Annotated in this window: 20 protein-coding genes; 11 read left to right on the top strand and 9 right to left on the bottom strand. The window is 34.5% G+C overall.

The window, feature by feature from the left end; translation table 11 throughout:
• Nucleotides 1-69: 69 nt before the first annotated feature.
• From GJV77_RS08025 to GJV77_RS14770, 7 genes are all read left to right on the top strand, one after another.
• Complete coding sequence (locus GJV77_RS08025) at nucleotides 70-795, top strand: LytR/AlgR family response regulator transcription factor (protein ID WP_155035859.1); 726 nt, start codon at nucleotides 70-72, stop codon at nucleotides 793-795.
• Complete coding sequence (locus tag GJV77_RS08020; RefSeq protein WP_155035858.1) at nucleotides 783-3,809, top strand: sensor histidine kinase; 3,027 nt, start codon at nucleotides 783-785, stop codon at nucleotides 3,807-3,809. The genes GJV77_RS08025 and GJV77_RS08020 overlap by 13 nt, the downstream gene beginning before the upstream one ends.
• A 2-nt stretch (nucleotides 3,810-3,811) precedes the next feature.
• Complete coding sequence (locus tag GJV77_RS08015; protein WP_155035857.1) at nucleotides 3,812-4,909, top strand: metallophosphoesterase; 1,098 nt, start codon at nucleotides 3,812-3,814, stop codon at nucleotides 4,907-4,909.
• A gap of 87 nt (nucleotides 4,910-4,996) precedes the next feature.
• Nucleotides 4,997-6,856, top strand: coding sequence for an ABC-F family ATP-binding cassette domain-containing protein (locus GJV77_RS08010; RefSeq protein ID WP_162521590.1), 1,860 nt, complete (start codon nucleotides 4,997-4,999; stop codon nucleotides 6,854-6,856).
• Between the two features lie 1,077 nt (nucleotides 6,857-7,933).
• Complete coding sequence (locus GJV77_RS08005) at nucleotides 7,934-8,575, top strand: peptidoglycan-binding protein LysM (RefSeq protein ID WP_155035856.1); 642 nt, start codon at nucleotides 7,934-7,936, stop codon at nucleotides 8,573-8,575.
• A gap of 265 nt (nucleotides 8,576-8,840) precedes the next feature.
• Nucleotides 8,841-10,022 carry a tryptophan synthase subunit beta gene (trpB, locus tag GJV77_RS08000; RefSeq protein WP_155035855.1) on the top strand — a complete coding sequence of 394 codons (1,182 nt, stop codon included), beginning with the start codon at nucleotides 8,841-8,843 and terminating at the stop codon, nucleotides 10,020-10,022.
• Between the two features lie 180 nt (nucleotides 10,023-10,202).
• A complete protein-coding gene (locus GJV77_RS14770) occupies nucleotides 10,203-10,379 on the top strand; it encodes a hypothetical protein (protein ID WP_162853986.1) in 177 nt (58 codons plus the stop codon).
• Between the two features lie 164 nt (nucleotides 10,380-10,543).
• On the opposite strand, the gene GJV77_RS07995 is transcribed toward GJV77_RS14770, so the two are convergent.
• Nucleotides 10,544-13,021 carry an outer membrane beta-barrel family protein gene (locus tag GJV77_RS07995; protein WP_155035854.1) on the bottom strand — a complete coding sequence of 826 codons (2,478 nt, stop codon included), beginning with the start codon at nucleotides 13,019-13,021 and terminating at the stop codon, nucleotides 10,544-10,546.
• Between the two features lie 87 nt (nucleotides 13,022-13,108).
• Nucleotides 13,109-13,450: an arsenate reductase (glutaredoxin) gene (gene arsC / locus GJV77_RS07990; protein ID WP_155035853.1), complete on the bottom strand. Its 342-nt coding sequence runs from the start codon at nucleotides 13,448-13,450 to the stop codon at nucleotides 13,109-13,111.
• A 147-nt stretch (nucleotides 13,451-13,597) separates the two neighbouring features.
• On the opposite strand from arsC, the gene GJV77_RS14810 reads away from it, so the two are divergent.
• Genes GJV77_RS14810 through glsA form a run of 3 tightly spaced genes read left to right on the top strand, consistent with a single transcriptional unit; the run spans nucleotide 13,598 to nucleotide 16,485 of the window.
• Nucleotides 13,598-14,398 carry a CPBP family intramembrane glutamic endopeptidase gene (locus GJV77_RS14810; protein WP_240142837.1) on the top strand — a complete coding sequence of 267 codons (801 nt, stop codon included), beginning with the start codon at nucleotides 13,598-13,600 and terminating at the stop codon, nucleotides 14,396-14,398.
• A 9-nt stretch (nucleotides 14,399-14,407) separates the two neighbouring features.
• Nucleotides 14,408-15,442, top strand: coding sequence for an AMP-binding protein (locus GJV77_RS14805; protein ID WP_193563674.1), 1,035 nt, complete (start codon nucleotides 14,408-14,410; stop codon nucleotides 15,440-15,442).
• Nucleotides 15,443-15,456: 14 nt separating this feature from the next.
• Nucleotides 15,457-16,485, top strand: coding sequence for a glutaminase A (gene glsA, locus GJV77_RS07980; RefSeq protein WP_155035852.1), 1,029 nt, complete (start codon nucleotides 15,457-15,459; stop codon nucleotides 16,483-16,485).
• Between the two features lie 74 nt (nucleotides 16,486-16,559).
• On the opposite strand, the gene GJV77_RS07975 is transcribed toward glsA, so the two are convergent.
• The 7 genes from GJV77_RS07975 to GJV77_RS07945 form a co-directional block, all read right to left on the bottom strand.
• Nucleotides 16,560-16,979, bottom strand: a complete 420-nt coding sequence (locus tag GJV77_RS07975; RefSeq protein ID WP_155035851.1) for a nucleoside-diphosphate kinase — start codon at nucleotides 16,977-16,979, stop codon at nucleotides 16,560-16,562.
• A gap of 91 nt (nucleotides 16,980-17,070) precedes the next feature.
• On the bottom strand, nucleotides 17,071-18,264 hold the full coding sequence (gene pncB / locus GJV77_RS07970) for a nicotinate phosphoribosyltransferase (protein WP_155035850.1): 1,194 nt from the start codon (nucleotides 18,262-18,264) through the stop codon (nucleotides 17,071-17,073).
• Nucleotides 18,265-18,268: 4 nt separating this feature from the next.
• On the bottom strand, nucleotides 18,269-18,970 hold the full coding sequence (locus GJV77_RS07965; RefSeq protein ID WP_155035849.1) for a hypothetical protein: 702 nt from the start codon (nucleotides 18,968-18,970) through the stop codon (nucleotides 18,269-18,271).
• Nucleotides 18,971-20,800, bottom strand: coding sequence for an ABC transporter ATP-binding protein (locus GJV77_RS07960; RefSeq protein ID WP_155035848.1), 1,830 nt, complete (start codon nucleotides 20,798-20,800; stop codon nucleotides 18,971-18,973). It lies immediately after the preceding gene.
• Between the two features lie 70 nt (nucleotides 20,801-20,870).
• Nucleotides 20,871-22,598: a phospho-sugar mutase gene (locus GJV77_RS07955; protein WP_155035847.1), complete on the bottom strand. Its 1,728-nt coding sequence runs from the start codon at nucleotides 22,596-22,598 to the stop codon at nucleotides 20,871-20,873.
• 17 nt (nucleotides 22,599-22,615) lie between these two features.
• A complete protein-coding gene (locus tag GJV77_RS07950; RefSeq protein ID WP_155035846.1) occupies nucleotides 22,616-23,572 on the bottom strand; it encodes a glycosyltransferase family 2 protein in 957 nt (318 codons plus the stop codon).
• A 25-nt stretch (nucleotides 23,573-23,597) separates the two neighbouring features.
• Nucleotides 23,598-24,170, bottom strand: coding sequence for a DUF4199 domain-containing protein (locus tag GJV77_RS07945; RefSeq protein WP_155035845.1), 573 nt, complete (start codon nucleotides 24,168-24,170; stop codon nucleotides 23,598-23,600).
• A gap of 533 nt (nucleotides 24,171-24,703) precedes the next feature.
• Between GJV77_RS07945 and GJV77_RS07940 the strand changes: the two genes are divergently transcribed.
• Nucleotides 24,704-25,345 carry a DUF6266 family protein gene (locus GJV77_RS07940; RefSeq protein ID WP_155035844.1) on the top strand — a complete coding sequence of 214 codons (642 nt, stop codon included), beginning with the start codon at nucleotides 24,704-24,706 and terminating at the stop codon, nucleotides 25,343-25,345.
• The last annotated feature ends 88 nt before the right edge of the window (nucleotides 25,346-25,433 follow it).

Genomic DNA, 25,433 nt, shown 5'->3' with positions numbered 1-25,433 from the left:
GTATCTAATTTAATTAGGATACCTAAACGATAAGAATTATTATATTTGTTGGAATAAACACCTTACGAAATGACAAATGAATTATTAGTACTTGTGGTTGATGATGAACCAAAAGTAGGCGAATTACTGAAACAAATTATTGAGAAAAAAGTAAAGTTCGATGATAAACTTGTAGTGCAGACAGTTACTTGTGTTCGTGAAGCAGTAAAATTTGTCAGTAATTATAGTCCTGACCTTGTTTTCTTAGATATTCATATGCCTGAAGAGAATGGATTTGATTTTTTAAATCAGGTAGATAAGCAATCATTTGAAGTTGTATTTACTACGGCTTATGATCAATACGCTATTGAGGCAATAAACAATCACAATTGTTTGATGTACTTATTAAAGCCAATTGATTTGGAAGATGTACAGAGTGCTTTTGATAAATTTAAAGAGAAAGCTGGCTATCAGTATTATTATAAAATAATTAAGAACAATTCGAAACGCCATTTGATTAAAGTAGATGATATTATTCTATGCAAGGCTGCAGATAATTATTGTGATATTTATGTAGGAGAGACAAAGTATTTAATTTCAAAAACGTTAGGTGCTATCGAATCTAAAATTATGCATCAAAACTTTATGCGATTACATCGTTCATATCTTGTAAATATGGATTTCGTAAGTCATATTGAACGTGGAACGAATAAGGTTTGTTTTAAAAAAGAACTAGTAGGAAATTCTGAATGTTTAGATCTTGAAATCATCGTTACCAATACAAAGCTTAAGGATTTAAATAAATGGAATTTGTAAAGAGAGCACTTCTTTTTTTTTTGTTGTTGATAAGTTCGTGGTCATTTGGACAAGTAAACTATATTACTAAAAATATATCGATCAGGGATGGCTTATTGGCTAACGACGTTCGTAGTCTATATCTTGACTCCAGAGGTATTCTATGGATCGGTTCCCGGTTTGGATTAACTCAGATTATGCAAGGGCAGATAAAAATTAGTCCAATAGCTTCGAAACATCGATTTACTAATGTTACGGGGATTTTAGAAGATGAACATGGCGCTATTTGGTCGGCAAGTTATGGACAAGGATTATTATACCAATCCGAGTATCAGGATTTCACGATTACTACTGAAGAAGGGCTCATATCTGATCGTGTTCGAGAACTTTTTTTGTTTGAAGATAAATTGTATGTAGGGACTACAGAAGGGGTGTCTATTGTAGATATTGATGATTTCTCTATTACTAATATTAAACTTCCCTTAATAGCAGAACATTCTTTTGAAGTGTCGGGTTTCTATGTTGTTAATAGTGGTGTTTACCTAACAACTATTAATGATGGAACTTATCAAATCAAGGGAGAGGAACTAATTGAGGTTAATAAGCTCAAGCGTATTTTGTCAGTTTTTCAACACGGAGATTTTGTCTTCTATGGAACACAAAATGGTTTGGTGGTCGATAATTTGAAAGATCATACTCAGAAAGTTTATAGTGATATTCCAAGTGTTCGTCACATTAATCAGGCTAATGGACAGGTTTATTTAGTAACCTCTGGCGTTTATGAGAATAAAGGAGGTGTTTATTTATGGACTCCAGAGAAGATCACTGATATTACTAAGGACCTACATATTGACACAACAAGTCTCTATACAATTGAATATGATGAGGTAAATGATTTCTTGTTTATTGGTAGTGAAAACGATGGATTGTATCAAACTGACTTGTTTTCAGCACTATCTTACGATGATACGATTTCAGGTGTTATGTCTCTTTGTACAGATCAAAAAAAGCTCTATATTTTTGCAAAAGACGGTTTAACGATTAAGAGAGATGACAAGGCTATTTTACATGTTTCAGCTGCTTCATTTAAAGCGTTTCAGCAAAGTAAATATAATAAGTATGAAGAATTAGCCACTAAGAGAAATCACTTTTTTGAGATTGATTATACTACCTCTGTAGATAATATTGTTTTCTATAAAAGTATTGTTAATAATAACTCATTATGGGTTAGTTCTAATATTGGTACCTTTGAGTTGTCTCTTGATGGGAAGCTATTAAATTACTACAATATTCATCAATACGAGTATGCTTTTTTTAATGGAAGATTATTAGAAACCAATCCTTATGGAGGGGTTCGCGTGTACGATGATTTGAAAAATATGAAGTACACATACTACTATCGAAGTGATGGAAGTAATATTCCACGTGATATAGTTAGTATAGCGAAAGTAGATGATCGTTTGTTTTTTGCGGGAGCTCTTGATGGTTTATATACTTATTCAAAATTATCTGGGTTTAAATCTCTTTTAGATAGCGGTGAGTTTACAGAGAAACGATTGAAGAAGCTAGTATATAATCCTGAAGAACAAGTGCTTTATGTAGCAACTGATTTTAACGATATTTATATCGTCAATGTCAAAGATGGAGTAATGATTGTTTCTGATGTGATTTCGAGTCATGAATTATTAGGTACTAATATCTCCTTATTAGAAAGCGTAAGTGGTAAACTAATCGTAGGAACGGATAAAGGGTTGACTATATTTACCAAAAAAGGAAAGTTTTATGTCGATGATGAACAAGGGTTTAAGCATGGGGAGATTACAGGTTATACTATAGTTGGAAATGTCTTATATATAGGTACTGCTAATGGGATTTATATACTTGATACGCATTATTTTCAGCAGAGAGATCGCTTACTAGATGTTCAAGTCAGTAAGGTGTTAGTTAACGGGAAGCTATACAAAGAACACAATAGTCTTCAAGAGGATAATAATAAACTGATTCTGCCGTATCGATCAAATTCACTTCAACTTCACTTTGCGGTTTTGGGTGCAAAATACCCTAATAAATTACAGTTTAAATACCGATTAAAATTAACAGAGAATTGGCTTGAAATTCGAGAGGATAAAATAGATCTTCATTACCTTGAAGCAGGTATTTATCCCATAGATTTAAAAGTTTATGATTACGATTCGGGTAATGAGCGGGTATACCCTTTGCTTTATATTGAGATAGAAAAACCTTTTTATATGACAATATGGTTTTTTATCAGTTGTGGGGTGGGGATTGCTTTAATTTCCTATTTAATCTATCGCAATCGTTTACATCGTTTAGAGCAATTACAAGAGGTTAAAGAGACTAAGTTAAACTTTGCCAAAAAGACAGCAGAAGAAAAGGCTGATAAATTAATTCTAGAGAAAAGAATAGTCGAATTGAAGTTGCAGTCTGTTAGAAGTCAGATGAATACACATTTTATCTTTAATGTGTTAAGTAGTATTCAGTATTTTATCTTAGATAATCAATCTGATGCGGCTTTTTCATATTTGGGTAAATTCTCTAAGTTTATGCGTACTTCCCTAGGTTTCTCTGCTAAAGAAAGGATTTCAATTGAAGAAGAATTGCAATATTTGGCCAACTACGTTGAGATTGAAAATATGCGCATGGATGGACGAATTACTTTTGAAATAGATTCTCAATTAGCCGTTGATTTGCACGATGTTCATATTCCACCAATGTTGTTACAGCCGTTTGTTGAGAATTCGATTGTCCACGCTTTTCCACCTTCAATAGCAAATCCTTTGATTCGGATAGAATTGCGTCAAGAAGGATTCGATATTGTAATAGCCATTATAGATAATGGTGTAGGAATTAACGCTAAAAAACAATACAGACATTCAGAGACGTCCGTTGGGATATCTATTGTAAGAGAGCGTATGTCATTTATTCAAGAATATTTAGAGGAGGATTTAGTTACGACACTTAAAGAATCAGGAACAATAGTATTATTGAGATTAAGAGGAATATTAGATAGATAGTTATGAAAGGATTAGTTTTTTTAGGAACATTTGTATTGTTTGTATTAGGTAATGGGTATGTGTTTTATCATTTGTATCCGATTGTTTCCACTATACCAATTATTCTTGTTCCATTGTACTGGACAGTAGTGTGCCTTTTATTGACGGCCATTTTTGTTTTTTTCTTATTAGGAAGACAATTACCAGTGCCATTAGCGTCTGTTTTTTATAAAATAGGTACAGGCTGGCTGATGTTGTCTATTTATGCTTTTTTATCTGTCTTGGTTATTGATTTAGTTTGTCGAGTTAATAGAGTATTATCGATTGTTCCTGATTTTACACCACTTACACAAGCTTTGGTTTCTTTAATCGCTATAACTATTTTTGCTTTATTAGGATTTATAGGTTATCGTCGTAAGAGACGCATAAAATTAGATTTGAATCTTGGAGTTAAAACAAAGTATCGCGTTGTATTTATTTCTGATTTACATCTGGGATATGCCATAGGTAGAAATGAGTTGAAGCATTGGGTCAAATTGATAAATAAAGAAAAACCTGACTTAGTGCTTATAGGTGGTGATTTAATCGATTATAATTTACAACCTATTGTTTATTATCAAATGGGGGAATTACTTCAGGCAATCGAAAGTAAATATGGGGTTTACGCATGTTTAGGTAATCACGATTATATGGCAGGTGCTAGAGCTAGTGTTAAATTTATGAATGATAATGGTATACAAGTATTAGAGGATAGTTTAGTGAAGATTGATGATTTATCTTTAGTATTAGTTGGTCGAGACGATAAGACGAATAGACATCGAAAAAGTTTGAGTAGTATAGTAGGGAAAAAAGTAATGGGGTATACTTATTTACTTTTAGATCATCAACCTTATGTTTTAGAACAGGCAGAGCAAGCGAAGATTGATTTGCAGTTATCAGGGCACACTCATAGAGGGCAAGTATGGCCTATCTCTTGGATTACAGATCGTTTATTTGAGACAGCTCACGGATATCTTCAGAAAGGCAAGACACATTATTATGTTAGTTCTGGTTTAGGTATTTGGGGAGGGCGCTATCGAATTGGTACGCAATCTGAATATGTAGTCATCGATATAACATAATAGATAAACCTCCCTTGTTCTTGATCCGTTGTGATACACTTGGGGTGAGTAGTCAAATAAAAGAGTACTTTTGTAAAAAATTAAGAAGTGAATTATTTATCAGTAGAAAATATATCAAAGTCTTTTGGGGCTCGTACCCTTTTTGAAGACTTGTCTTTTGGAATTAATAAAGATCAAAAGATTGCCTTTGTTGCAAAGAATGGATCGGGAAAAACGACAATATTAAACATTTTGATGGGAGAGGACTTCCCGGATACAGGACAGGTTGTTACGAGAAAGGATATTCGCATTGAATTTTTGTCACAAGAACCCAATTTGCAAGATGAGTTAACGATTGAGGAGAGTATTTTCGCATCGGATAATGAAGTTTTAAAGATTATTGAACAGTATGAAAAGGCATTAGAAAATCCAGATGATACGGAAGCTTATCAAATTGCTTTTGAAAAGATGGAAGCTCATAACGCATGGGACTTTGAGACACAGTATAAGCAAATATTGTTTAAGCTTAAACTAGAAGACTTAAAGGCTAAGGTAAAGAGTTTGTCAGGAGGTCAACGCAAGCGTCTGGCTTTGGCTATGATTTTAATTAATCGACCTGATTTGTTGATCTTAGATGAACCAACAAACCACCTCGACTTAGAAATGATTGAATGGCTGGAGAACTATTTTGCTAAGGAGAATATAACATTGTTTATGGTTACGCACGACCGATTTTTCTTAGAGCGCGTATGTAATGAAATCATCGAGTTAGACAATGGAAAGATCTATCAGTATAAGGGGAATTATTCATATTATCTAGAGAAAAAAGAAGAGCGAATAGCTGCGGAAAATGCTAGTATAGATAAAGCGCAGAATTTGTTTGTAAAAGAACTTTCTTGGATGCGTCGCCAACCTAAAGCTCGTACGACGAAATCAAAGTCTAGAATTGATGATTTTTATGTTATTAAAGAAAAGGCTCATAGTCGTAGAACAGAGCATCAAGTCGAGTTAGAAATCAATATGGAGCGTATGGGGAGTAAAATCATCGAGCTACATAAATTGAATAAGACTTTTAAAGATAAAATTATATTGAAGGATTTCAGTTATAACTTTACTAAAGGAGAAAGAATAGGTATTATCGGTAAGAATGGTACGGGGAAATCAACGTTCTTGAATATCTTAACACAGACTATTGAGCCAGATGCTGGTAAAGTGGTAAGAGGTGAAACAATTAAGGTTGGGTATTATACTCAAGGGGGAATTTATGTAAAGCCGGATCAAAAAGTAATTGATGTTATCAAAGAATTTGGTGAGCAGATTCCTTTAGCAAAAGGACGTTCAATATCAGCAGGACAACTATTAGAGCGCTTTTTGTTTGACCGTAAAAAACAACACGATTTTGTTGAAAAATTAAGTGGAGGTGAGTTGAAACGTCTTTATCTGTGTACTGTTTTAATTCAAAATCCAAACTTTCTGATTCTTGATGAGCCGACTAATGACTTAGATATTGTTACTCTAAATGTTTTAGAAGCATTTTTATTAGATTACCCAGGTTGTTTGGTTGTTGTTTCTCACGATCGTTACTTTATGGATAAGATCGTAGATACTTTATTTGTCTTCAGAGGTCAAGGTGTTGTGGAGAACTTCCCAGGTAATTATTCTGATTTTAGAGCGTATGAAGATAGTGTAGAGCCAGTAAAAGATGATCAGCCTAAAGAAAAAGTAAACTGGAAAGAAAGTCAGGTGAAAAATGGATTGTCTTTTCAAGAGCAGAAGGATCTTCAAAAAACAGAAAGAGAGATCAAGCGATTGGAAGAACAAAAAGTGATTATAGAGAGATTGTTTTCCGAAGGAAAGGTGACAGACGATAAGATTAGTGAGAAAGCAGAAGAATTACGCGTCGTATTGGTTCAATTAGAGGAATTAGAAGAGCGCTGGTTTGAATTATCTGCTAAGATGGAGGAATAAAATAATTTTATTGATACTGGATATATATAATAAGAGCAATTGACTAGCGAACTAGTCAATTGCTCTTTTTTTACGTGTTTTTTGGAATTAAATTCTTTTGATATGAAGGTTAAATATATTGTAAGTTACTTTGTAAATTAGATAGTGGGATTTTGACGATTATGATTTGATGAAAAGTTTTTTTTAAGAAATCTTACGGTTAGTGTTTTTCTGCAAGTAATGGTCTTTTTATATGTGTTTGCGTTTACTTCCATAAATATGATTTAGAGAAAAAACTAATGGTCTTTCGAAATATTGAACTATTAAACAGGCTTAAAAAAAAGTAATTCTACGTTATTTATTTTGAAAAAATAGTGACTTATCCCCCTTCTTACATCAAACAGCTATGCGTAAACGTCTTATGTATCATGCGATCTAATACTTTTGTCAGTATAGTTTTCTAAAACGTATTCGTTTGTAGCAACTGATTATCTACTTACGGACATTTTGTCTTCTTACTTTCTTGACCTATACGTGCAGTATTCGTGCTCTTTCCTTGCCAAGAAGCTACCTGTGGGCTGGTAAACTGCACGTATAGCACAAGCTTGGCACCAAATACTATTAATTTGAAATCACTAAGAGCCAAAAGTAAGTTCCTTATTTAGTATTATACTTGTGATTGATAGAAAATGTAGCAGCCTTTCGAAAGTTTTAAAGGACTGTATTGCTTCTTTATTAAAAAGTAATGCTTTTTTAAAAACAGACGTTTTAAGTCAAATATATGAGACAAGTCTTATGTATAAAGGGGGCAAGTCAAAAAGTTATTATTTAGTAAAAAGCGATAAAAAAAAGCATTATCAAGGGTTTTTACTGTGAATTTAGAAGTGGTTAGTCCATTAATTTATGAATTATTAGTCGAAAAAACAATAGTATTAATAATTAATTTAATTTTTTAAGTAATTGAATAATAGTTAATTGAGTTTTAAAAAGTGTTAAATGTATGTTTTTGATTAGGGTGAAAACGCGTATAGATAAAAAAAAGTGTAACTTTGCAATCAGAAATTTCAAGTGGTGACAGGGCTTGAGAAATTATATTTAATGAGAAAAACATGTTCTTTTTTTATCGGTTCAGCTTTATTAGTAGGAGGGGTGGTTTCAGGTTTTAAAAAGTATGAAATTAGTCTTCTGGAGCAATACAAAATTGTACCAACTACTGATCTTTCTTATGAGTTTCCTTTAGTAGGAGAGGCTCAAGAGGAAGGAAAATTAGCGATACCGTACGTAGGAAAGACCTATATGGGATTCAAGCAAGCACTAGGTGTTCGCGAATCATATGGATTATACAAGATTGTTAATTCATTCGGTTACATGGGAAAATATCAATTTGGTAAATCAGCTTTAAAGTCAATTGGTATTACAGACACAAAGATGTTCTTAGATGATCCAGTGTTACAAGAAAAAGCATTTGACGCTTTAGTAGCAAAGAATAAGTGGATTCTTAGAAAAGAGATTGAAAGATTTGAAGGAAAAAAGATTAATGGTATTACAGTTACCGAATCTGGAATTATTGCAGCAGCACACTTAGGAGGTGCAGGTTCAGTAAAGCGTTTTTTGAGAAGTGGTGGAGCAGATGGATTCAGTGATGGATACGGAACTTCAGTACGCTCTTATTTGAAGGCATTTAGTGGATATGATGTATCAGATGTTTATGCTGATAAAAATGCAGTAGTTACGCTATAGCAGCGAAAAAAGAATAGTAAAAAGCGATGTGTGAGAAATTATACATCGCTTTTTATTTGGATATTAAGAAAAAAGTAATTTACTTTGTTTTTTACAATTGAGGAAAATGAATTTAATTATAACAAATAATTGGTGGTGGATCAAACTTACGTCAAATATCGTGAGCGGTCCTTCCTATGTTGTGTTATAATCGAATAGAATAATATATAATTAGAAAAAGGCTTGTCATCACGACAAGCCTTTTTTTTGTTTAAAAAGTATCATTATGAAATATCAAGTAGATCAAAACGGATTTTATGGGAATTACGGTGGGGCTTTTATTCCCGAGGCACTTCAACCAATCATTGGACAGTTGCAAAGTGATTATTTGAAAATTATAAATCAAACAGATTTTCAAGAGGAAATGCAACAGTTACTAAGGGATTATGTAGGGCGTCCTACGCCGCTATATTATGCTAAGAATTTGTCTGATAAGTACAATACAAAAGTGTACTTAAAACGAGAAGATTTATGTCATACCGGTGCTCATAAAATCAATAATACAATAGGGCAAATCTTATTAGCTAAGCGTTTGGGCAAACGTAAGATTGTAGCAGAAACAGGAGCAGGACAACATGGTGTAGCTACTGCTACGGTATGTGCTTTGATGGGAATGGAGTGTATTGTATATATGGGGGCTTTGGATATCGAGAGACAATCACCAAATGTTGCGCGTATGAAAATGTTAGGTGCTGAGGTACGACCAGCTAGATCTGGTGCACAAACTTTGAAGGAAGCAGTAGATGAAGCTTTACTTTACTGGATTGAGAATCCTGATGATACTTTTTATCTGATAGGGTCTGCTGTAGGACCGCACCCATATCCTGATATGGTTAGTCGTTTTCAATCTGTTATTTCAGAAGAGATTAAAAAGCAGTTAAATGATATAGAAGGTAAAGAAACTCCTGACTATGTTGTCGCTTGTGTAGGGGGAGGGAGTAATGCAGTAGGTGCGTTCTATCATTTCTTAGAAGATGAATCAGTGAAGCTAGTTGTGGCTGAGGGTGGAGGTGTCAGTATTGAAGATTTGAAAACAGCAGCTACTTCTTTTGTTGGAAAAGATGGTATACTTCATGGAAGTAAGACTTTGTTTATGCAAGATGATACAGGTGAACCTCTAGAAGCATATTCTATTTCGGCTGGTTTGGATTATCCTGGGTTTGGTCCTCTTTATTCTCATATGAAAGAGCAAAATAGAGCTGAGTTTTTTGCAGTGATGGATGATGAAGCTATGCAGGCAGGATTAGATTTATGTAAGCAAGAGGGGATTATACCTGCAATTGAAAGTTCACATGCGTTAGCCGTTTTGAATAAAAAACAATTTAAACCAAGTGATGTTGTGGTAATCAATCTTTCAGGAAGAGGGGATAAGGATTTAGATAATTATAGAAACTATTTTGGTTTTTAGTTAAGACTATATTTGTATTAGAAAATATCGGAAGCAAAAGAATTGAGCTTAGAGGGGAGTAATAGGACTAATTTAGCTATTTAGTTTTGTTCTAAAATGTTAATTTATTTTAGTCTACAAATTGGTTAAAAGTTTTTTATTGCGTACTTTTGAACCTGTATATACAAAAAATCCGGAAAAATGTTTGAATTTCAACAGTATTTAGCTTTCATCATCGGTATGACTGTGATTACGATGGCATTTTGGCTTTTAATTTTCTTAGTTGGATTTGCCTCTTATTGGGCAGTCGGAGGAGCTCGCGAAGCTTTAAAAGAGAAAAAAGCTAATAGAGAATCATTGGAAGAAAGTCAAATGTAAGACTTTGATGAATTAAAAAGATAAAAGAGGTACAATCTAATTGTACCTCTTTTTTTTGAATCTAATTGAATGTAAAAGAAGCTAAAGATTATGTCTTTAGCTTCTTTATTGTTATAGTTTAAGGTTAGTTGGTTTTTTAGTTGTTGAATTAGATAGGAGGGAACTTACATCATTTCCATTTCGCTACTGTCACCATTACTGGTATTCGGTCTTTTGCCTTTTTGTCTATCGTTTTTGTTTTGATTAAATCGATAAGTGAATGACAGATTGATTTGTCTACCTCTCCATTGCATTTCACTATGTGAGAATGATTGAGCTAGGTTAGTCTCCATCTCTCTTTTTCTAGAGTTGAAAATATCACTGACGTTAAACGAAACAGTTGCTTTGTCTTTTAATATGTCTTTGCTTAAGGCTAAATTAGCTGATAGATTACCGATAACTTTTCCTTGTGCTTTATTATAAGGTGCTCGATACATACCATTCATTGTCCAATCAATTTTGTAAGGTAATGTAATTTTTGAGCTAATACGTGTAAACCAAGCAAAGGTATTGTTATCAAAATTCTGTGTATGGTTATCACCATTTAAATCTGTAAAGGTATAGTCTCCTCTAGTTTCTGTACGATAAAAGTTAAAGTTACCATTTATTCTCCACCATTTAAATGGTGTGTAATTCGCTGTAAGGTCTAAACCATATCTATATTCAGTTGATAAGTTGATTGGAGAGCTAACAGTGATCGGTGTACCGTCATCAGTCGTACCTGCTATTTGTCTAACAAATTCAAAGGTATCATCCGTTTGATTAAAGTAGGCTGAAGCTGATAAGGTAAGTCCTGTCCAACGTTGTGTAAACCCTAGGTCAAATGCACTTGTTTTGGCAGGGTCTAGGTTTGGGTTACCTTGAAAGTAGTTGATGTTACTTGTATAGTTAGAAAAAGGATTTAAGAAACGTCCTCTTGGTCTCATTATACGTTTGCTATAACTAACGGATAAGCTACTTGATTTCGTTATCTCATAGTTAATAAATGCACTAGGAAAGAAGTCGTTGTATTTTTTATTGTTGTAATCATTACTTCTTAATTGGTTAACGTCAATATTGCTATCTTCCCAACGCAATCCAACCATATAGTTTATGCGCTCAGTGATTTTGTTACCGTATTGAGCATAAAGTGCGTTTACATTTTCTTTGTACTCTAAAGTATTTGAAATGTTAGGATTATTTATCCATTGGTTGTTCAGTTGATTATAGAAGTCATAAGCATTGTTCGTTTTCTTGAAGTTTCCGAAATAGCCAGCTTCGAAGTGACCCGATTCACCAATTGGCAAGGTATAATCTACTTTGATTAATCCTTCTAAATAGTCATCTTTACTATTGTTTTTTTCGTAGCTGCTTGTATTAAGGTGATTATTTACATCATTGATATGTGCATCATCTGTACTTTTATCTTGGGAGATAGTTCCTTCAATGGTTAATATGTGATCTGGTTTTTTGAATTTCTTTTCAAATGAAGTTGTGTATTCAACACTATTTCTTGATGAGTTTCTCGATTCGAACCTATTTCTATCATAGATAAATTCTCTATCAGAATTATAGTATTGATAACTTACCGTATTGGGTGCATCACTAGTATTTCGTCTAGCATTAACACTATTGGACCAGGTAAAAGAAGGTGTGATATAATAATCAAGTCCGAATAACGCATTGTATCCTTGTCTGTATCGCTGGTTGTCTTTATACTCATCGATAAATTGGGTAGTGTTGCCAGCTTGATCGAAGTATTGGTTGTTGTTTCGGCTATATCCTTCTGTTTTACCGTCTCTATATCCTAATGTAGTGTAGAAGTTAAAGTTTTCACTTCTAAGATTAAAGTTTCCGCTGAGTTCGTAGTTTTTTGGTACACCTGCTGTTGCAGTGATGTTACCATTAATACCTGCGGCTTTACCTTTGTTTAAAACGATATTGATTATACCAGCTCCTCCTTCTGCTTCATAACGTGCAGATGGATTCGTTATGACTTCTACTTTGTCGATAGATTCAGCAGATAATATTCGCATAGCTTCTGCAATGTTACTAGCGAGTCCTGTAGGTTTTCCATCGATTAGGACTTTTACATTTTCATTTCCTCGAAGACTAACTGCTCCTTCACTATCCACAGAGATAGAGGGAACATTATCTAAAACATCACCAGCAGTTCCTCCTTTAACTAACATGTCTTGGCCGATGCTATATATTTTTTTATCGAGTTTAATGTCTACTTCTGACTTTTCGGCTACGATAACCACTCCTTCTAACATTTGTGTATCATCGTGTACTTTTTGAATACCAATATTGGTATCTTTTTGAACTTGTACATTGTGTAGTTCAATCGTTTTAAAGCCTAGGAACTCTATTTTTAAATAATAATTACCAGAAGGAACATCAAAGGAAAATTTTCCTTTTTCATTGGTCATACCACCTGAGATGATATTTTTGTTTTGTTCATTTTGAGCAAATATACTAGCAAATTCTAAAGGTTGGTTTGTGCTAGCTTCAATTACTGTTCCTGTAAGTGTAGATTTTTTAGAATTCTGCGCAAATGCTGTAAGACTGAATATACAGACGAACAGCACGAGCAGAAAGTTTTTTGTTTTTAGTTTTTCCATTATAGTCGTTAGTTTTACTTACTATTAGACTAGGAATTTGAACTAAAGTTTAATCGTTGATAAGTTAATGTAATGTTAATATTTTAACTACAGAATTTCATATATCTTTTCTGTAGGTCTTGCAATAACTGCTTTTGGGCCGTTAACTACAATAGGTCTTTCGATTAGTTTCGGATAATCGACCATCGCTTGAATAACTTGTTCGTCGCTTAGGGTTACATCTCCAAAAGTATCTTGCCATAAGCTATCTTTTGTTCGAACTAACTCAATTGGAGAATAGTCTAGCTTTTGCAGGATCTTTTTTACATCAGTCTCAGTAAGGTCAGCATCTAAATATTTTATAATTTTGTAAGCTACCCCTTGTTGCTCCATAAAAGCAATGCTTTCACGAGATTTGCTACAACGTGGATTGTGATAAATTGTAATCATAATTAGATAATTTTTTATCAAATATAGTACATTTTTTGAAATATGAAATATATTGAACAACTTTTGAGAAAAAACAATAACAAAAACTTATGGTGTTATTTACTTTTTTCTGTGTTTTTTTTCGGTATTATAGCTTTAAACGGCATAATGTTAAAGGTTTCGACGGTTTCTACTGCTGATGCTATAAAAATGAATATTGAAAAATATGGCAAAAACATTAATTTCTTAATGAATTTGTCGCCAATGGTGATTTTACTTGTGTTTTTGCTTGTTTGGGTACTGTTATGTCATAAACAGTCCATTTTAACATTAGTAACTAGTCGTTCTAGAGTTGATTGGAAACGTGTAGGGCATGGGTTTTTTCTGTGGTCCTTGGTTACTGTTTTTTTTATTGCAGTATCTATAGTTCTTTCACCAGAGAATTATGAATTTAGCTTTGATGCTAGTGCTTTCTTTCCTTTTTTGATCATTGCTATTTTGTTAATTCCTTTACAAACAACTTTTGAAGAATTGTTAATGCGTTCTTATTTAATGCAAGGGATTGGTTTAGCGAGTCGGAGTCGTTTTATAGCTTTATTTGTTACTTCTTTAGTTTTTGGGTTGATGCATTTAGCTAATCCTGAGGTTGAACAGTTAGGATATGGCATAATGATATTCTATATAGGTATGGGCTTTTTCTTCGGGATAATGACTTTAATGGACGATGGAGTAGAATTAGCAATAGGATTTCACGCTGCTAATAATTTATGGGGAGCATTATTAGTGACGTCAAATTGGACAGCATTTCAGACTAATTCATTATTTTTAGACGTTAGTAAAGATCCAGCCTTATCACTGTGGGAGATTATTATACAAATTGGCGTGGTTTTACCTCTGGTTTTGTATTATTTGGGAAAGAAGTACAGCTGGACAGATTGGCGTGGTCATTTATTTGGAAAAGTAAAGTAACATAAACTTATGATTAATTATATACACCCAGCCTTTAAATTAAATGGTTTATCGTTTAAATCTATAGAAGAATTACGTCATTATGCTCTGCATCTACAACAGAGTACTACTGAGGAATATTTAATTGATTTGGCGAGCTTAATACTCGAATGGTTTAATGAAGATGATTATGTTGTATTAACTACTTCGGGTACTACAGGACCCCCTAAAAAAATGCAGATGAAAAAGTCAGCTTTGGTAGCTTCGGCTAAAGCTACAGGGGCATTCTTTCAGGTTGGAGTAGGAGCTCATGCGCTTTTATGTATGTCTACTAAATTTGTAGGCGGTAAATTGATGTTGATTCGCTCTATTATCTTGGGTTGGCAGTTAGATGTGGTACGGCCAAGTAGCACACCGTTATCCAATAATAGTACTATTTATGATTTTGTTGCGATGGTTCCTTTGCAAGTACAGGGGTCCTTGGTAAGCTTTGAGAATGTTAAGCAGGTGATCATCGGAGGGGCTAAGGTGAGTGAATCTTTACGTAAAAAGTTGTTACCTTTGGCCACGAAGTTTTATGAGACCTATGGAATGACTGAGACTGTTACTCATATAGCTGCAAAAGCTATTACGGAGGATGTATTTCATCTTCTTCCTCATGCACAAGTTTCTACTGATAGTCGTGGATGTTTAGTTATTGATGTACCTCTTATAGCAAAGCAAAGCATTGTTACGAATGATTTGGTGAAACTTTTAGATCACAAAACATTTCAATGGTTAGGACGTATAGATAATGTAATAAATAGTGGGGGAGTTAAGCTGTATCCAGAGCAAATTGAAGAGAAGCTAACCCGTTTGATTCCTTATCGCTTTTTTATCGGCAGTAAAGAAGATGATTCTTTGGGAAATAAAGTGATTCTGGTGATTGAAAGTGAACCTTATCAATTGCCTGAGAATATATTTGAACAGCTTCATAAGTACGAAAGACCAAAAGAAGTGCAATTTGTATCGACATTTGTTGAAACGGCCTCTGGAAAGATTAAACGTAAAGAAAATATAAAGTAATTAAATTGAGAAATATGAAGAGAAGTAAGTTTAGTAAGTTAGTTTTTGGTATTTTGTTTGCCTGTGTATTGTCTATAGGAGGTAGTGCATCGGCTAAGAAGATTATTAACAATACTGATGTTACACAAACGATCACAACACAAATGTTGTCATCTATTTTGGAAGATAATCGTGAATTTTATAAGCAAGGTGTTGTTGCGGATTATATTCCTGAATTAGGGAAGATGGATCCAAAGGCTATTGCATTTTCGGTAGTCAAGCACAATGGGGAGGTTATTAACGTCGGAGATGTACAGAAACGATTTACTATTCAGAGTATATCTAAGACAGTCGCTTTAATGATTGCGGTACAAGAAAGAGGTGAAAAAGACGTACTTGATAAAATGGGGTATTACGGAACAAATATGCCTTTTAATCACTTTGCTAATTTGGAGACAACTGGTAAACCACTTAATCCAATGATGAATGCCGGGGCTATTTTAACGACAGGGTTAATTGAAGGAGAAGGTGATAAACCTTTACAGAAAATATTGGATATGATTCGTTATATCACAAAAGACAATTCGATTGAGTATAGTGAGAAAGTATACTTATCAGAGAAAGAAACAGGTCACCGCAATAGAGGAATGTTTTATTTAATGAAGAATAATGGACTTATTGAAGGGACAGAAGATAAACTAGATAATTATTTTAGACAGTGTTCTATTGAAGTCACAGCTGAGCATTTAGCTAAAATTGGTTACTTTTTTGCTAATCAGTGTGTGAGGTACGATGGAGATGATCGCTATAAGAGTAGTGAGATGTCTAAACTTATTCAATCCCAAATGTTGATTGCAGGAATGTATGACGGTAGTGGAGAGTACGCACGTAACGTTGGATTACCTAGTAAGTCAGGTGTTGGTGGCGGAATTATGGTGAGTGTGCCTGGTCGTATTGGAGTTGGTGCTTTCAGTGCTAGTCTTGATGCTAGTGGTAATTCCGTAGCAGGGTATCACATGATTCTTGATTTAGTTAATAAACTAGATTTAAACTTATTCAAATAGTGAAACGGTATATATATGAACAAAAAAAGCTTTATCATTCGATAAAGCTTTTTTTATTCTATAAAAATCAATGATTAGAATTGCTCTCTTCCTGAGAAGTGGAAAGCAGACTCAATAGCTGCATTCTCATCACTATCTGATCCGTGAACTGCATTCTCTCCGATTGATTTAGCGTATTTTTTACGGATAGTACCTTCAGCTGCTTCAGCTGGGTTTGTAGCTCCGATTAATGTTCTAAAATCTTCTACAGCGTTATCTTTCTCTAAGATAGCTGCTACGATTGGACCTCTTGACATAAATTCAACTAATTCACCGTAGAAAGGTCTTTCGCTGTGTACTTCATAGAATTTTTGTGCATCTCTTACTGTTAATTGAGTTAACTTCATAGATACGATTTTAAATCCTGCTTCAGTAATCATGTTGATGATTCCACCGATATTACCTGCTTCTACAGCATCAGGCTTAATCATTGTAAAAGTTCTGTTCGTTGCCATTATATTCAAATTTAATTTGTTGCAAAAATAGTCTTTAAATAGAAACTACAATTAGTATTGTAAAATTTATTTATAAAATATTTAGCATAGTCTAGCTTACTGGTATATCTAGTAAACGCTGTGCTAATTCAATCATCTCAGGTGTTCCTGTGTGTTTTTTTGGTTCGTCAGAAAGTTTAACAACGTCTGTCCAGTGTCCTCCCTCAGGTAGTGCTTGTCTCATTTTAATGACAATATTCATCGCCTTTAACCCTACATCATTTGTAAAGTCTGTTCCAATGCCAAAAGACATTCCTATCTTACCTTTGCAATGTTTAGCTATACGTTCTACTTTTTCAGGGTTTAATCCGTCAGAGAATATAATAGTCTTAGATAAAGGATCGATATTCATACTTTTGTAATGAGAGATTACTAAGTCTGCAAATTCTACTGGGTCTCCGCTATCATGTCTAACGCCATCAAATAATTTAGCAAACTTTCTGTCGAATTGTTCGAAAAAGACTTTACTTGTATAGGTATCTGTTAATGCAATGCCTAAATCACCTCTATAGGTATCTACCCAATGCTCTAATCCCATCGAATTAGCCATTTTAAAGCCATATTTAGCCGCGTGAAACATAAACCATTCATGGGCATGTGTACCGATTGGTTTTGTGTTATATTTCATCGCTAGGTGAACATTAGATGTTCCGATAAAAGAACCTTGTCCATATTTTTGTAGAGTCTCTACTACAATTTGGTGTACTGTGTATGAATGTCTTCTTCTAGTACCAAATTCCGCTATTGTAATGCCTAACTCTTTGTACTTTTCAATTTTTGTACGTGTATTGGCGATGATTTCTTCTTTTGTGTCTCGTTGATCTCCAGTCATTCGATAGTAGATTTCACAGATTAAGGACATCAAAGGTACTTCCCATAGAATTGTTCTGTACCAATATCCCTTAATACTCACCTGAAGCTCTTCGCCTTCTTGTTGGATATCTATCTCTGATGGATCGTAGTGATATCCTTGTAAGAAATCTAAATACGTTGGGTCCAAATAAGGACAGGTAGTACTTAAAAAGTTCTTTTCTTCTTTTGTTAGTTTAAGTTTTGCCATTTCATCTACGGCTGCTTGTAGGGCTTGGCCAAATCCTGGAGGATACTTGTGCTCACCGCGATTGATGAATATGTATGATGCTTTGGCAAAAGGGAATTGTTTAATAGCAGCGTACTGCATCGTAAACTTATAAAAGTCATTGTCTAATATAGACGGAATGATTTGATTCGTATTAACTGTTTCCATAGTTTTATATTAAAATATCACTTTCTAAGTCTGACTTTTCGATGTCAAATTGGAAGTGGAGTTTCTCCATCAATTCCATAACTAGTCGTTTATACCAATTTTCAGACTTAGGGTGTATATATATTTTTTCAATTAATGCATTGATATCTACATTTATTTTAATGCCTTCATGTATAGGTTTTCCTAAATGTGATACATCCGTGAGCACGCGTATTTCCTTTTCGTATTGAAAGCTTTTACGCTTGAATAGGAAAGGAAAGAAGTCATCGTTGAAAGGGATATACTCTTTCTTGTAATCAATATAATGAACTTCCCCAATATATTGATCTACTCTGTCTTCTGCAGCTAATGCTTCTTGTAGGCGTCCTACCGTTGATTGAATAGCTAGGCCTTCACTGTTTTTTGTAAAGATCTGCCACATGGCAAAGGATTCATATTCGTTGAGATGCCAACTGCTTATCATGATGTTCTTTCTTCGTTGTTTGTATTCATCTAAGAAAGCTGGATTGTCATGACTGATGCTTTTAATTTCTTCATAGGTAGGCTCGCTAAATGTTCCCTCATACTGATCTTCAAATTTGTCTGAACGAGCCATGAACATTTTGTTTGACAACAAGAGGTCTAAGAATTTAGACAAATCCATATACTTCCAAATTATGGTATTCGGATCTTCAGGTATGGTTAGCTTCTTGTTGTGTATATACATTTATTCTAGGGTTTGAAGAGAAACTAATTTAGCGTAGGTACCATTGTGTTGTAACAGTTCTTCATGTGTTCCTTGTTCTACAATTCTACCTTTTTGCATCACAACGATTAGATCTGCTTTTTGTATTGTTGATAAGCGGTGTGCGATGACCACAGAAGTTCTGTTTTTCATCATATTTTCTAATGCCACTTGTACGAGTTTCTCACTTTCTGTATCTAATGCTGAGGTAGCTTCATCTAGTATCATGATTGGAGGGTTTTTCAGTACAGCGCGTGCGATAGATAGACGTTGTTTTTGTCCTCCTGATAGCTTGTTTCCTGAATCACCAATATTTGTGTCGATTCCTTCTGGTAATTCGCTAACGAATTCATATGCATTAGCTACTTTAAGTGCTTCAATAATTTCTTCATCGCTAGCATCTTCTTTACCTAACTTTAGGTTGTTTTTAATGCTATCGTTAAACAAGATACTATCTTGGGTTACTAGACCTATCATATTGCGCAGGCTATGTATGTTTAGATCGCGTATATCTGCATCGTCTATTTTAATAGCTCCTTCGTTAATATCCCAAAAACGCGTTAGTAGATTGGCAATTGTACTTTTACCACTTCCTGATTGCCCTACTAAGGCTATTTGTTTCCCTTTAGCAATGGTAAGGGTAAAATCGTGTAATACATTATCATCTCCATATCTAAAAGTAATGTTGTCTATAGCGATTGCTTTTTCAAAACTTGTTTTATCGATAGCGTTTTCTTTGCTAGTGATTGGATTTTTTTCTTCTAATACCTCTAGTACGCGTTCTGCCGCTGCATATCCTCTTTTAAGTGAATAAGAGGCTTTTGACATGGCTTTTGCGGGTGTTAAGATGTTATAAGCCATTCCTATATAGGCGATAAATGAAGCTCCTGTTAGCGTGCCTTCTCCTAAAACTAAGTGTCCACCATAAACTAATAACACGGCAATGGTAACAATTCCTAAAAACTCACTTAGTGGTGATGAAAGGTTTTGCCTGTTTAATATTTTATTACTTAAGTCGTAGAATGTTTTTGTCGACTGTTGAAACTTGTTATTGAAGGCTTTTTCACCGTTGAAACTTTTGATCACTTTCAATCCAGAAAGTGATTCATCTATGATTGATAAAAAGTACCCTTGCTCTAAAGAAGCTTTTTGCGAACTTTTCTTTAGCGTTTTACCTACTTTTGAAATAATAATACCTGAGATAGGCACGAAGATAAATACGAAAATAGTCAGTTCCGTACTAATCATAAACATCGCGATGATTGTAAATAGAATAGTCAACGGTTCTCTTACTAATACTTCTAATATTGATAAGAAAGAGTGTTGTATTTCTAAAACGTCAGAGGTGATTCTGGAGATGATATCTCCTTTTCTCTTTTCAGAGAAGAAAGATAGTGGTAGGTCTACGGCTTTTTTAAACATGGCATTGCGCATATCTTTTAATACACCGTTGCGCAAGAATGTGATGAAATACATCGCCCAGTAGTTAAAAAGGTTTTTTAACAAGAACAAGCTAATGATAAATGCTGCCATAATCATTAGTGTGTTTTGAGCACCGTTTTCAGTTGAATGTTGGGTAATATAAAAAGACATATAGTTTTCCAGATAGTCTTTGATATGCCATATATCTGTATAGACAGGAGGTGTAGTAATCTTTTTTTCATCTCCAAACAAAATTGTCATCATAGGTATTAAGGCTACAAATGACAAGGCACTAAATAGTGCGTATAGGATATTAAAAAATATGTTTAAAAAAGCATATTTCTTATAAGGTATCGCAAAGCGAATGATCTTCTTAAAGTATTCGTTCATGTTTCATATTTGAGAAAAGCAAAAATAAAGAAAAAAGACTGGTATTGCTACCAGTCTTCTTATTTTATAATTAGTTCAATTGCATTTCTTTAATAATAGCTTGAATCTTTTGATCTAAGAGGTGTTCTGTGTCTTTAAACTTGTCTATACTTTCTAGTGGTTCGTTTACACTAAAATAGAACTTGATTTTAGGTTCTGTACCACTTGGACGAGCGGCAATCTTGGTTCCGTCTTCTAAGTAATAGATTAACACATTTGATTTAGGTACGCTAATTGAATCTACCTCTCCAGTAATTAGATTTTTCGCTTCACTACTTTGGTAGTCTTCTACACATACTACGCGTTGACCAATGATTTCTGTTAATGGGTTTTGACGTAAATTAATCATCATTTGTTTGATTTCTTCTGCTCCCGAAATTCCTTTTTTTACCAGTGAAATTAAGTGTTCTTTGTAAAAATGATGATCGATGTATAAATTGATGAGCTCTTTGTAGAAAGAACTTCCAGCAGCTTTAGCAATAGCGGCAATTTCACACACAAGTAGGGTAGAGGCTACTGCATCTTTATCGCGTACGGCGTCTCCAACCATGTACCCGAAACTCTCTTCACCACCACCGATGAATTTTTGATCTGCACAGTCATTGATGAATTTAGCAATCCATTTGAATCCTGTCAATCCTACTTTGCACTCTACGCCATAGCTTTCTGCTACGTCTAGCATCATTGGTGTCGATACGATGGTCGAGCCAACAAACTCATGTCCTTTGAATCCTTTTTTCTGTTTCCATTGTTCTAATAGGAAGGCAGTCATCATCACCATGGTTTGGTTTCCGTTTAGCAATTTGATTTTGCCATCTAAGTCACGAACACCAATACCGATACGGTCAGAATCAGGGTCAGTACCAATGACGATATCAGCATCTTTTTCGTCTGCTAATGCGATAGCCATCGTTAGTGCTTCAGGTTCTTCTGGGTTCGGTGATTTTACGGTAGGAAAGTCTCCGTTTGGCTCTTCCTGTTCTTTTACGATATATACATTTTTATATCCAGCTGCTTCTAATGTTTTAGGGATTAGCTTGATAGATGTACCGTGTAGAGAAGTGTATGCTATTTTTAGACCGTCCTTTACATTTTGAGGGATGTTGAAGCTAGCATTTTCTATCGTTGACTGAATGAATGCCTGATCAAGTTCTTCTCCTACGAAAGTAAGGATAGCATCATTACCGTCAAAATTAATCTGATCGTACGTCAATTTGTTAATTTCGTCAATAACTGCGCCATCGTTTGGAGGTACGATTTGTCCCCCATCTTGCCAGTATACTTTGTACCCATTGTATTCAGGGGGATTGTGTGATGCTGTTAATACAATACCTGCATTACAACCATAGTGTCTTACAGCAAAAGAAAGTTCTGGAGTAGGTCTCATTTCAGAGAATAAGTAAACTTTAATTCCATTGGCTGTAAATACATCAGCTACTACTCTAGCTAATTCTTGACTATTGTGACGACAGTCATAGTTGATAGCTACTTTCCACTCTTGGTTTGGGAAAGACGTTTTGATGTAGTTTGCTAATCCTTGCGTGTTCTTTCCTAAGGTATATTTGTTGATACGGTTAGTTCCTGTTCCCATAATTCCGCGCATACCACCAGTACCAAACTCTAGGTTTTTGTAGAAGCTATCCTTTAATTGGTTTGGATCGCTTTCAATTAGTTTTTTTACAGTTGCCTGTGTTTCTGAGTCAAAAGGAGCTTTTAGCCATTGCTCCGCTTTTTCTAAGATTTCTTTTTCTATTTGCATAATAGTATTGTTTTTGATTAAAAACCACTCTTTTGAGTGATTTTATATCTATTAACAGATGTTTTATTCTTTAATATCATTTCTCCTAAAAACCCAGCGAGGAACAGTTGAGTTCCTATAATCATTGTGGTTAGTGAAATGTAAAACCAAGGATCCTGTGTTACTAATATAGCAGGTTCACCTAGGTATAGTTTATACAGTTTTCGCACGCCTATAATGGCCGCTGCTACAAAGCCTATTCCAAACATTAATACGCCATTAGCGCCAAAAAAATGCATAGGACGTTTACCAAATTTAGATAAAAACCAGATGGTAATCAAGTCTAAAAAGCCATTGATAAAACGGCTCATGCCGAATTTGGTTGTTCCGTATTTTCTGGCTTGATGCTGTACAACTTTCTCACCTATTTTCGTATAACCTTCATTTTTTGCTAATACAGGGATATATCGGTGCATTTCCCCTGAAACTTCTATGTTTTTTACCACTTCATTTGCATAGGCTTTCAATCCACAATTGAAATCGTTTAAATGAACACCTGAAGTTTTTCGCGCAGCCCAGTTGAATAATTTTGAAGGAATGTTTTTGGCAATGACAGAATCATAACGCTTTTTTTTCCATCCCGAAACTAAGTGATATCCCTCTTGGGTAATCATTTGGTATAATTCAGGTATTTCATCAGGACTGTCTTGTAGGTCTGCGTCCATCGTGATGACAACATCGCCAATCGCTTGAGCAAATCCTGCATGTAGGGCTTGTGACTTGCCAAAGTTACGTTGAAATCGTATTCCCTTTACATGAGAATCGTCATTTGATAATTGATAAATTATTTTCCACGACTCATCTGTACTTCCATCGTCGATAAAAAGTATTTCATAAGAAAACTTGTTTTCTTCCATGACTCTCGTGATCCACTGATATAATTCGGGCAGTGATTCTGCTTCATTGAGTAGTGGTATGACAATGGATAGATTCATAATATAGAAAATACTAGTTAGTTAATTATTGTTGGGTTTCTTCTTTTTGAGCAGGCTCTGCTGGAAGTGGCTGTATGAATTCGGATTTGTTTTTAAATATCGCCGCTAGTAGTAACCCAATAACAGAGTTTCTCAAAATACTTCCAGCCCATAAAAACAACATAGAACGCAGTGTGAATTGGTCTAAATCTTTTGCCTTTGCTATTTGATCGTTGATTTGATCTTGTTCGAGTCCAGAATTATTTAGTGTATCCATCAACATATCCATCATGATGTTGTGTACTGTATCTTTAGCTGATGAGTCTACAAGGTTGAATAGGATATAGTAAACGATATAGTTTACAGTTACTCCAATTGCAGTAGCAATTAAAAAGGGGGTAAAGGCTTCTCTGAAGGTTACATAACCACCTGCTTTTCTACGCGCAATATAAATAGTGATTACGCCAATGATAACAATAAACGCGATGTTGAACATACCAATAAACTTATTGGTAAATAAGGTTACATCGGAATAGAATAAACCTAAATTGAATATTGTGTAATAAATGGCTAAAAGAATACCAAAGTTTATTCCTACGCGGTTTGTATTGGTTTGCATGGCTTGTTTTGAATGTTATAAGACACAAATATACTAAAATACCTTTTGTCTATGTTAGGAAAAAGGTCCTAGATCAATGATTAATGATTATTGTGGAATTTAGTGAGCTTAATGTTATTAATTCGAAATTCGATTTAGTCTTTGCGTTGTGTTTGATGTTTAGTCGGTTTGACAGGATTGTATTTGCTTATTTCCTCGCAAAGTTGAGCCATAAGTGCAGTATACGTGCACAATACGAGCCCAGGAGCATTCTCTTGGCAAGAAAAGGTCACGAAAACTGCACGTATTCTGCACCTATCTCTGAATAAAGGACTTCGATGAGATTGTTTGATATCGACGGTTTGAAAATTGTTGTTTTGGTATAAATTCTTCCACTTTATAAACATTTTTTTCAGGTAAAAACCATTTTACTGAGGTGAGCTTGGGTGTAATAAAATGTTGCTTCACAATGCTAAAGTTGATGTTGTATATTTGTGTTAAGGTGATGAATATTAACTTAATAAATGTAAAAAATAGGAGAAGCAATAAACGGAATGATGGGTGGTGTACTCGGGAAAGTAGGGCCTGTCGTAGGTATTCGATGGAGGGATAAATATTATTGGCGATCGAGACCTTCAAAGAGCAAAAAAGAGGCCACAGAGAAGCAATTGCGTCAGCGAGCTAAACTGGCGTTAGTTTCGTCTTTTTTATCGGATGTACGCTTATTTATCAATGCGCATATACCAAAAGTAAAAGGCAACCGTGGAATGATTAATGGAACAGAGCAAGTATCTTCCTATTTACTCAAGAATGGCGTTGGCTTTGAAGGTGAAAAAGCTTATTTGTGTATGGATGCTGTGACGATGTCTATCGGTGTGCTTCCCGTAGTTCATTTTTTTAAATTAGAGGTGATTAAGGGGAAGTGCCTTGTGCTGGAATGGGAAGATAGTAGTTATAATAGTATGACTTCACCAGACGACTTCTTGAGTGTGATTATTTTTCACAGTGAGATGGAGATGATGTTTATGGATTTGAATGTTGGACAACGCTCATCTGCCAAAGCGGTAGTAGACTTACCCAAAGAGTGGGGAGTGGGTGATTTACACCTTTGGACGGTGTGGAATAATAAGGAGGAGACGTTAAATAGTACGAGTATTTATCATCGAGGATTGTCAATGGAGTTGGAGCATGTCTAACAGATAGTTATAGTTTTTGGTAGTGTATGTATAGCGTACTTTGACGAAAGGTTGTATAAGTAAAGCCTCTTTTTAAATAGTAGAAAAG

This window comes from Myroides pelagicus (assembly GCF_009711055.1).
Classification (GTDB): Bacteria; Bacteroidota; Bacteroidia; order Flavobacteriales; family Flavobacteriaceae; genus Flavobacterium; species Flavobacterium pelagicum.
This window is presented reverse-complemented; position numbering and strand designations above follow the sequence as displayed.

Excerpts from the sequence above, each read along its gene's own strand:
- GJV77_RS07995 (WP_155035854.1), bottom strand. The coding sequence starts at position 13,021 with ATGGAAAAACTAAAAACAAAAAACTTTCTGCTCGTGCTGTTCGTCTGT.
- glsA (WP_155035852.1), top strand. The coding sequence starts at position 15,457 with ATGAAGAGAAGTAAGTTTAGTAAGTTAGTTTTTGGTATTTTGTTTGCC.
- trpB (WP_155035855.1), top strand. The coding sequence starts at position 8,841 with ATGAAATATCAAGTAGATCAAAACGGATTTTATGGGAATTACGGTGGG.
- GJV77_RS07940 (WP_155035844.1), top strand. The coding sequence starts at position 24,704 with ATGATGGGTGGTGTACTCGGGAAAGTAGGGCCTGTCGTAGGTATTCGA.
- GJV77_RS08025 (WP_155035859.1), top strand. The coding sequence starts at position 70 with ATGACAAATGAATTATTAGTACTTGTGGTTGATGATGAACCAAAAGTA.
- GJV77_RS08005 (WP_155035856.1), top strand. The coding sequence starts at position 7,934 with ATGAGAAAAACATGTTCTTTTTTTATCGGTTCAGCTTTATTAGTAGGA.
- arsC (WP_155035853.1), bottom strand. The coding sequence starts at position 13,450 with ATGATTACAATTTATCACAATCCACGTTGTAGCAAATCTCGTGAAAGC.
- GJV77_RS08015 (WP_155035857.1), top strand. The coding sequence starts at position 3,812 with ATGAAAGGATTAGTTTTTTTAGGAACATTTGTATTGTTTGTATTAGGT.
- pncB (WP_155035850.1), bottom strand. The coding sequence starts at position 18,264 with ATGGAAACAGTTAATACGAATCAAATCATTCCGTCTATATTAGACAAT.
- GJV77_RS08020 (WP_155035858.1), top strand. The coding sequence starts at position 783 with ATGGAATTTGTAAAGAGAGCACTTCTTTTTTTTTTGTTGTTGATAAGT.
- GJV77_RS14770 (WP_162853986.1), top strand. The coding sequence starts at position 10,203 with ATGTTTGAATTTCAACAGTATTTAGCTTTCATCATCGGTATGACTGTG.
- GJV77_RS14810 (WP_240142837.1), top strand. The coding sequence starts at position 13,598 with ATGTTAAAGGTTTCGACGGTTTCTACTGCTGATGCTATAAAAATGAAT.
- GJV77_RS07945 (WP_155035845.1), bottom strand. The coding sequence starts at position 24,170 with ATGCAAACCAATACAAACCGCGTAGGAATAAACTTTGGTATTCTTTTA.
- GJV77_RS07960 (WP_155035848.1), bottom strand. The coding sequence starts at position 20,800 with ATGAACGAATACTTTAAGAAGATCATTCGCTTTGCGATACCTTATAAG.
- GJV77_RS07950 (WP_155035846.1), bottom strand. The coding sequence starts at position 23,572 with ATGAATCTATCCATTGTCATACCACTACTCAATGAAGCAGAATCACTG.
- GJV77_RS07955 (WP_155035847.1), bottom strand. The coding sequence starts at position 22,598 with ATGCAAATAGAAAAAGAAATCTTAGAAAAAGCGGAGCAATGGCTAAAA.
- GJV77_RS14805 (WP_193563674.1), top strand. The coding sequence starts at position 14,408 with ATGATTAATTATATACACCCAGCCTTTAAATTAAATGGTTTATCGTTT.
- GJV77_RS07975 (WP_155035851.1), bottom strand. The coding sequence starts at position 16,979 with ATGGCAACGAACAGAACTTTTACAATGATTAAGCCTGATGCTGTAGAA.
- GJV77_RS07965 (WP_155035849.1), bottom strand. The coding sequence starts at position 18,970 with ATGTATATACACAACAAGAAGCTAACCATACCTGAAGATCCGAATACC.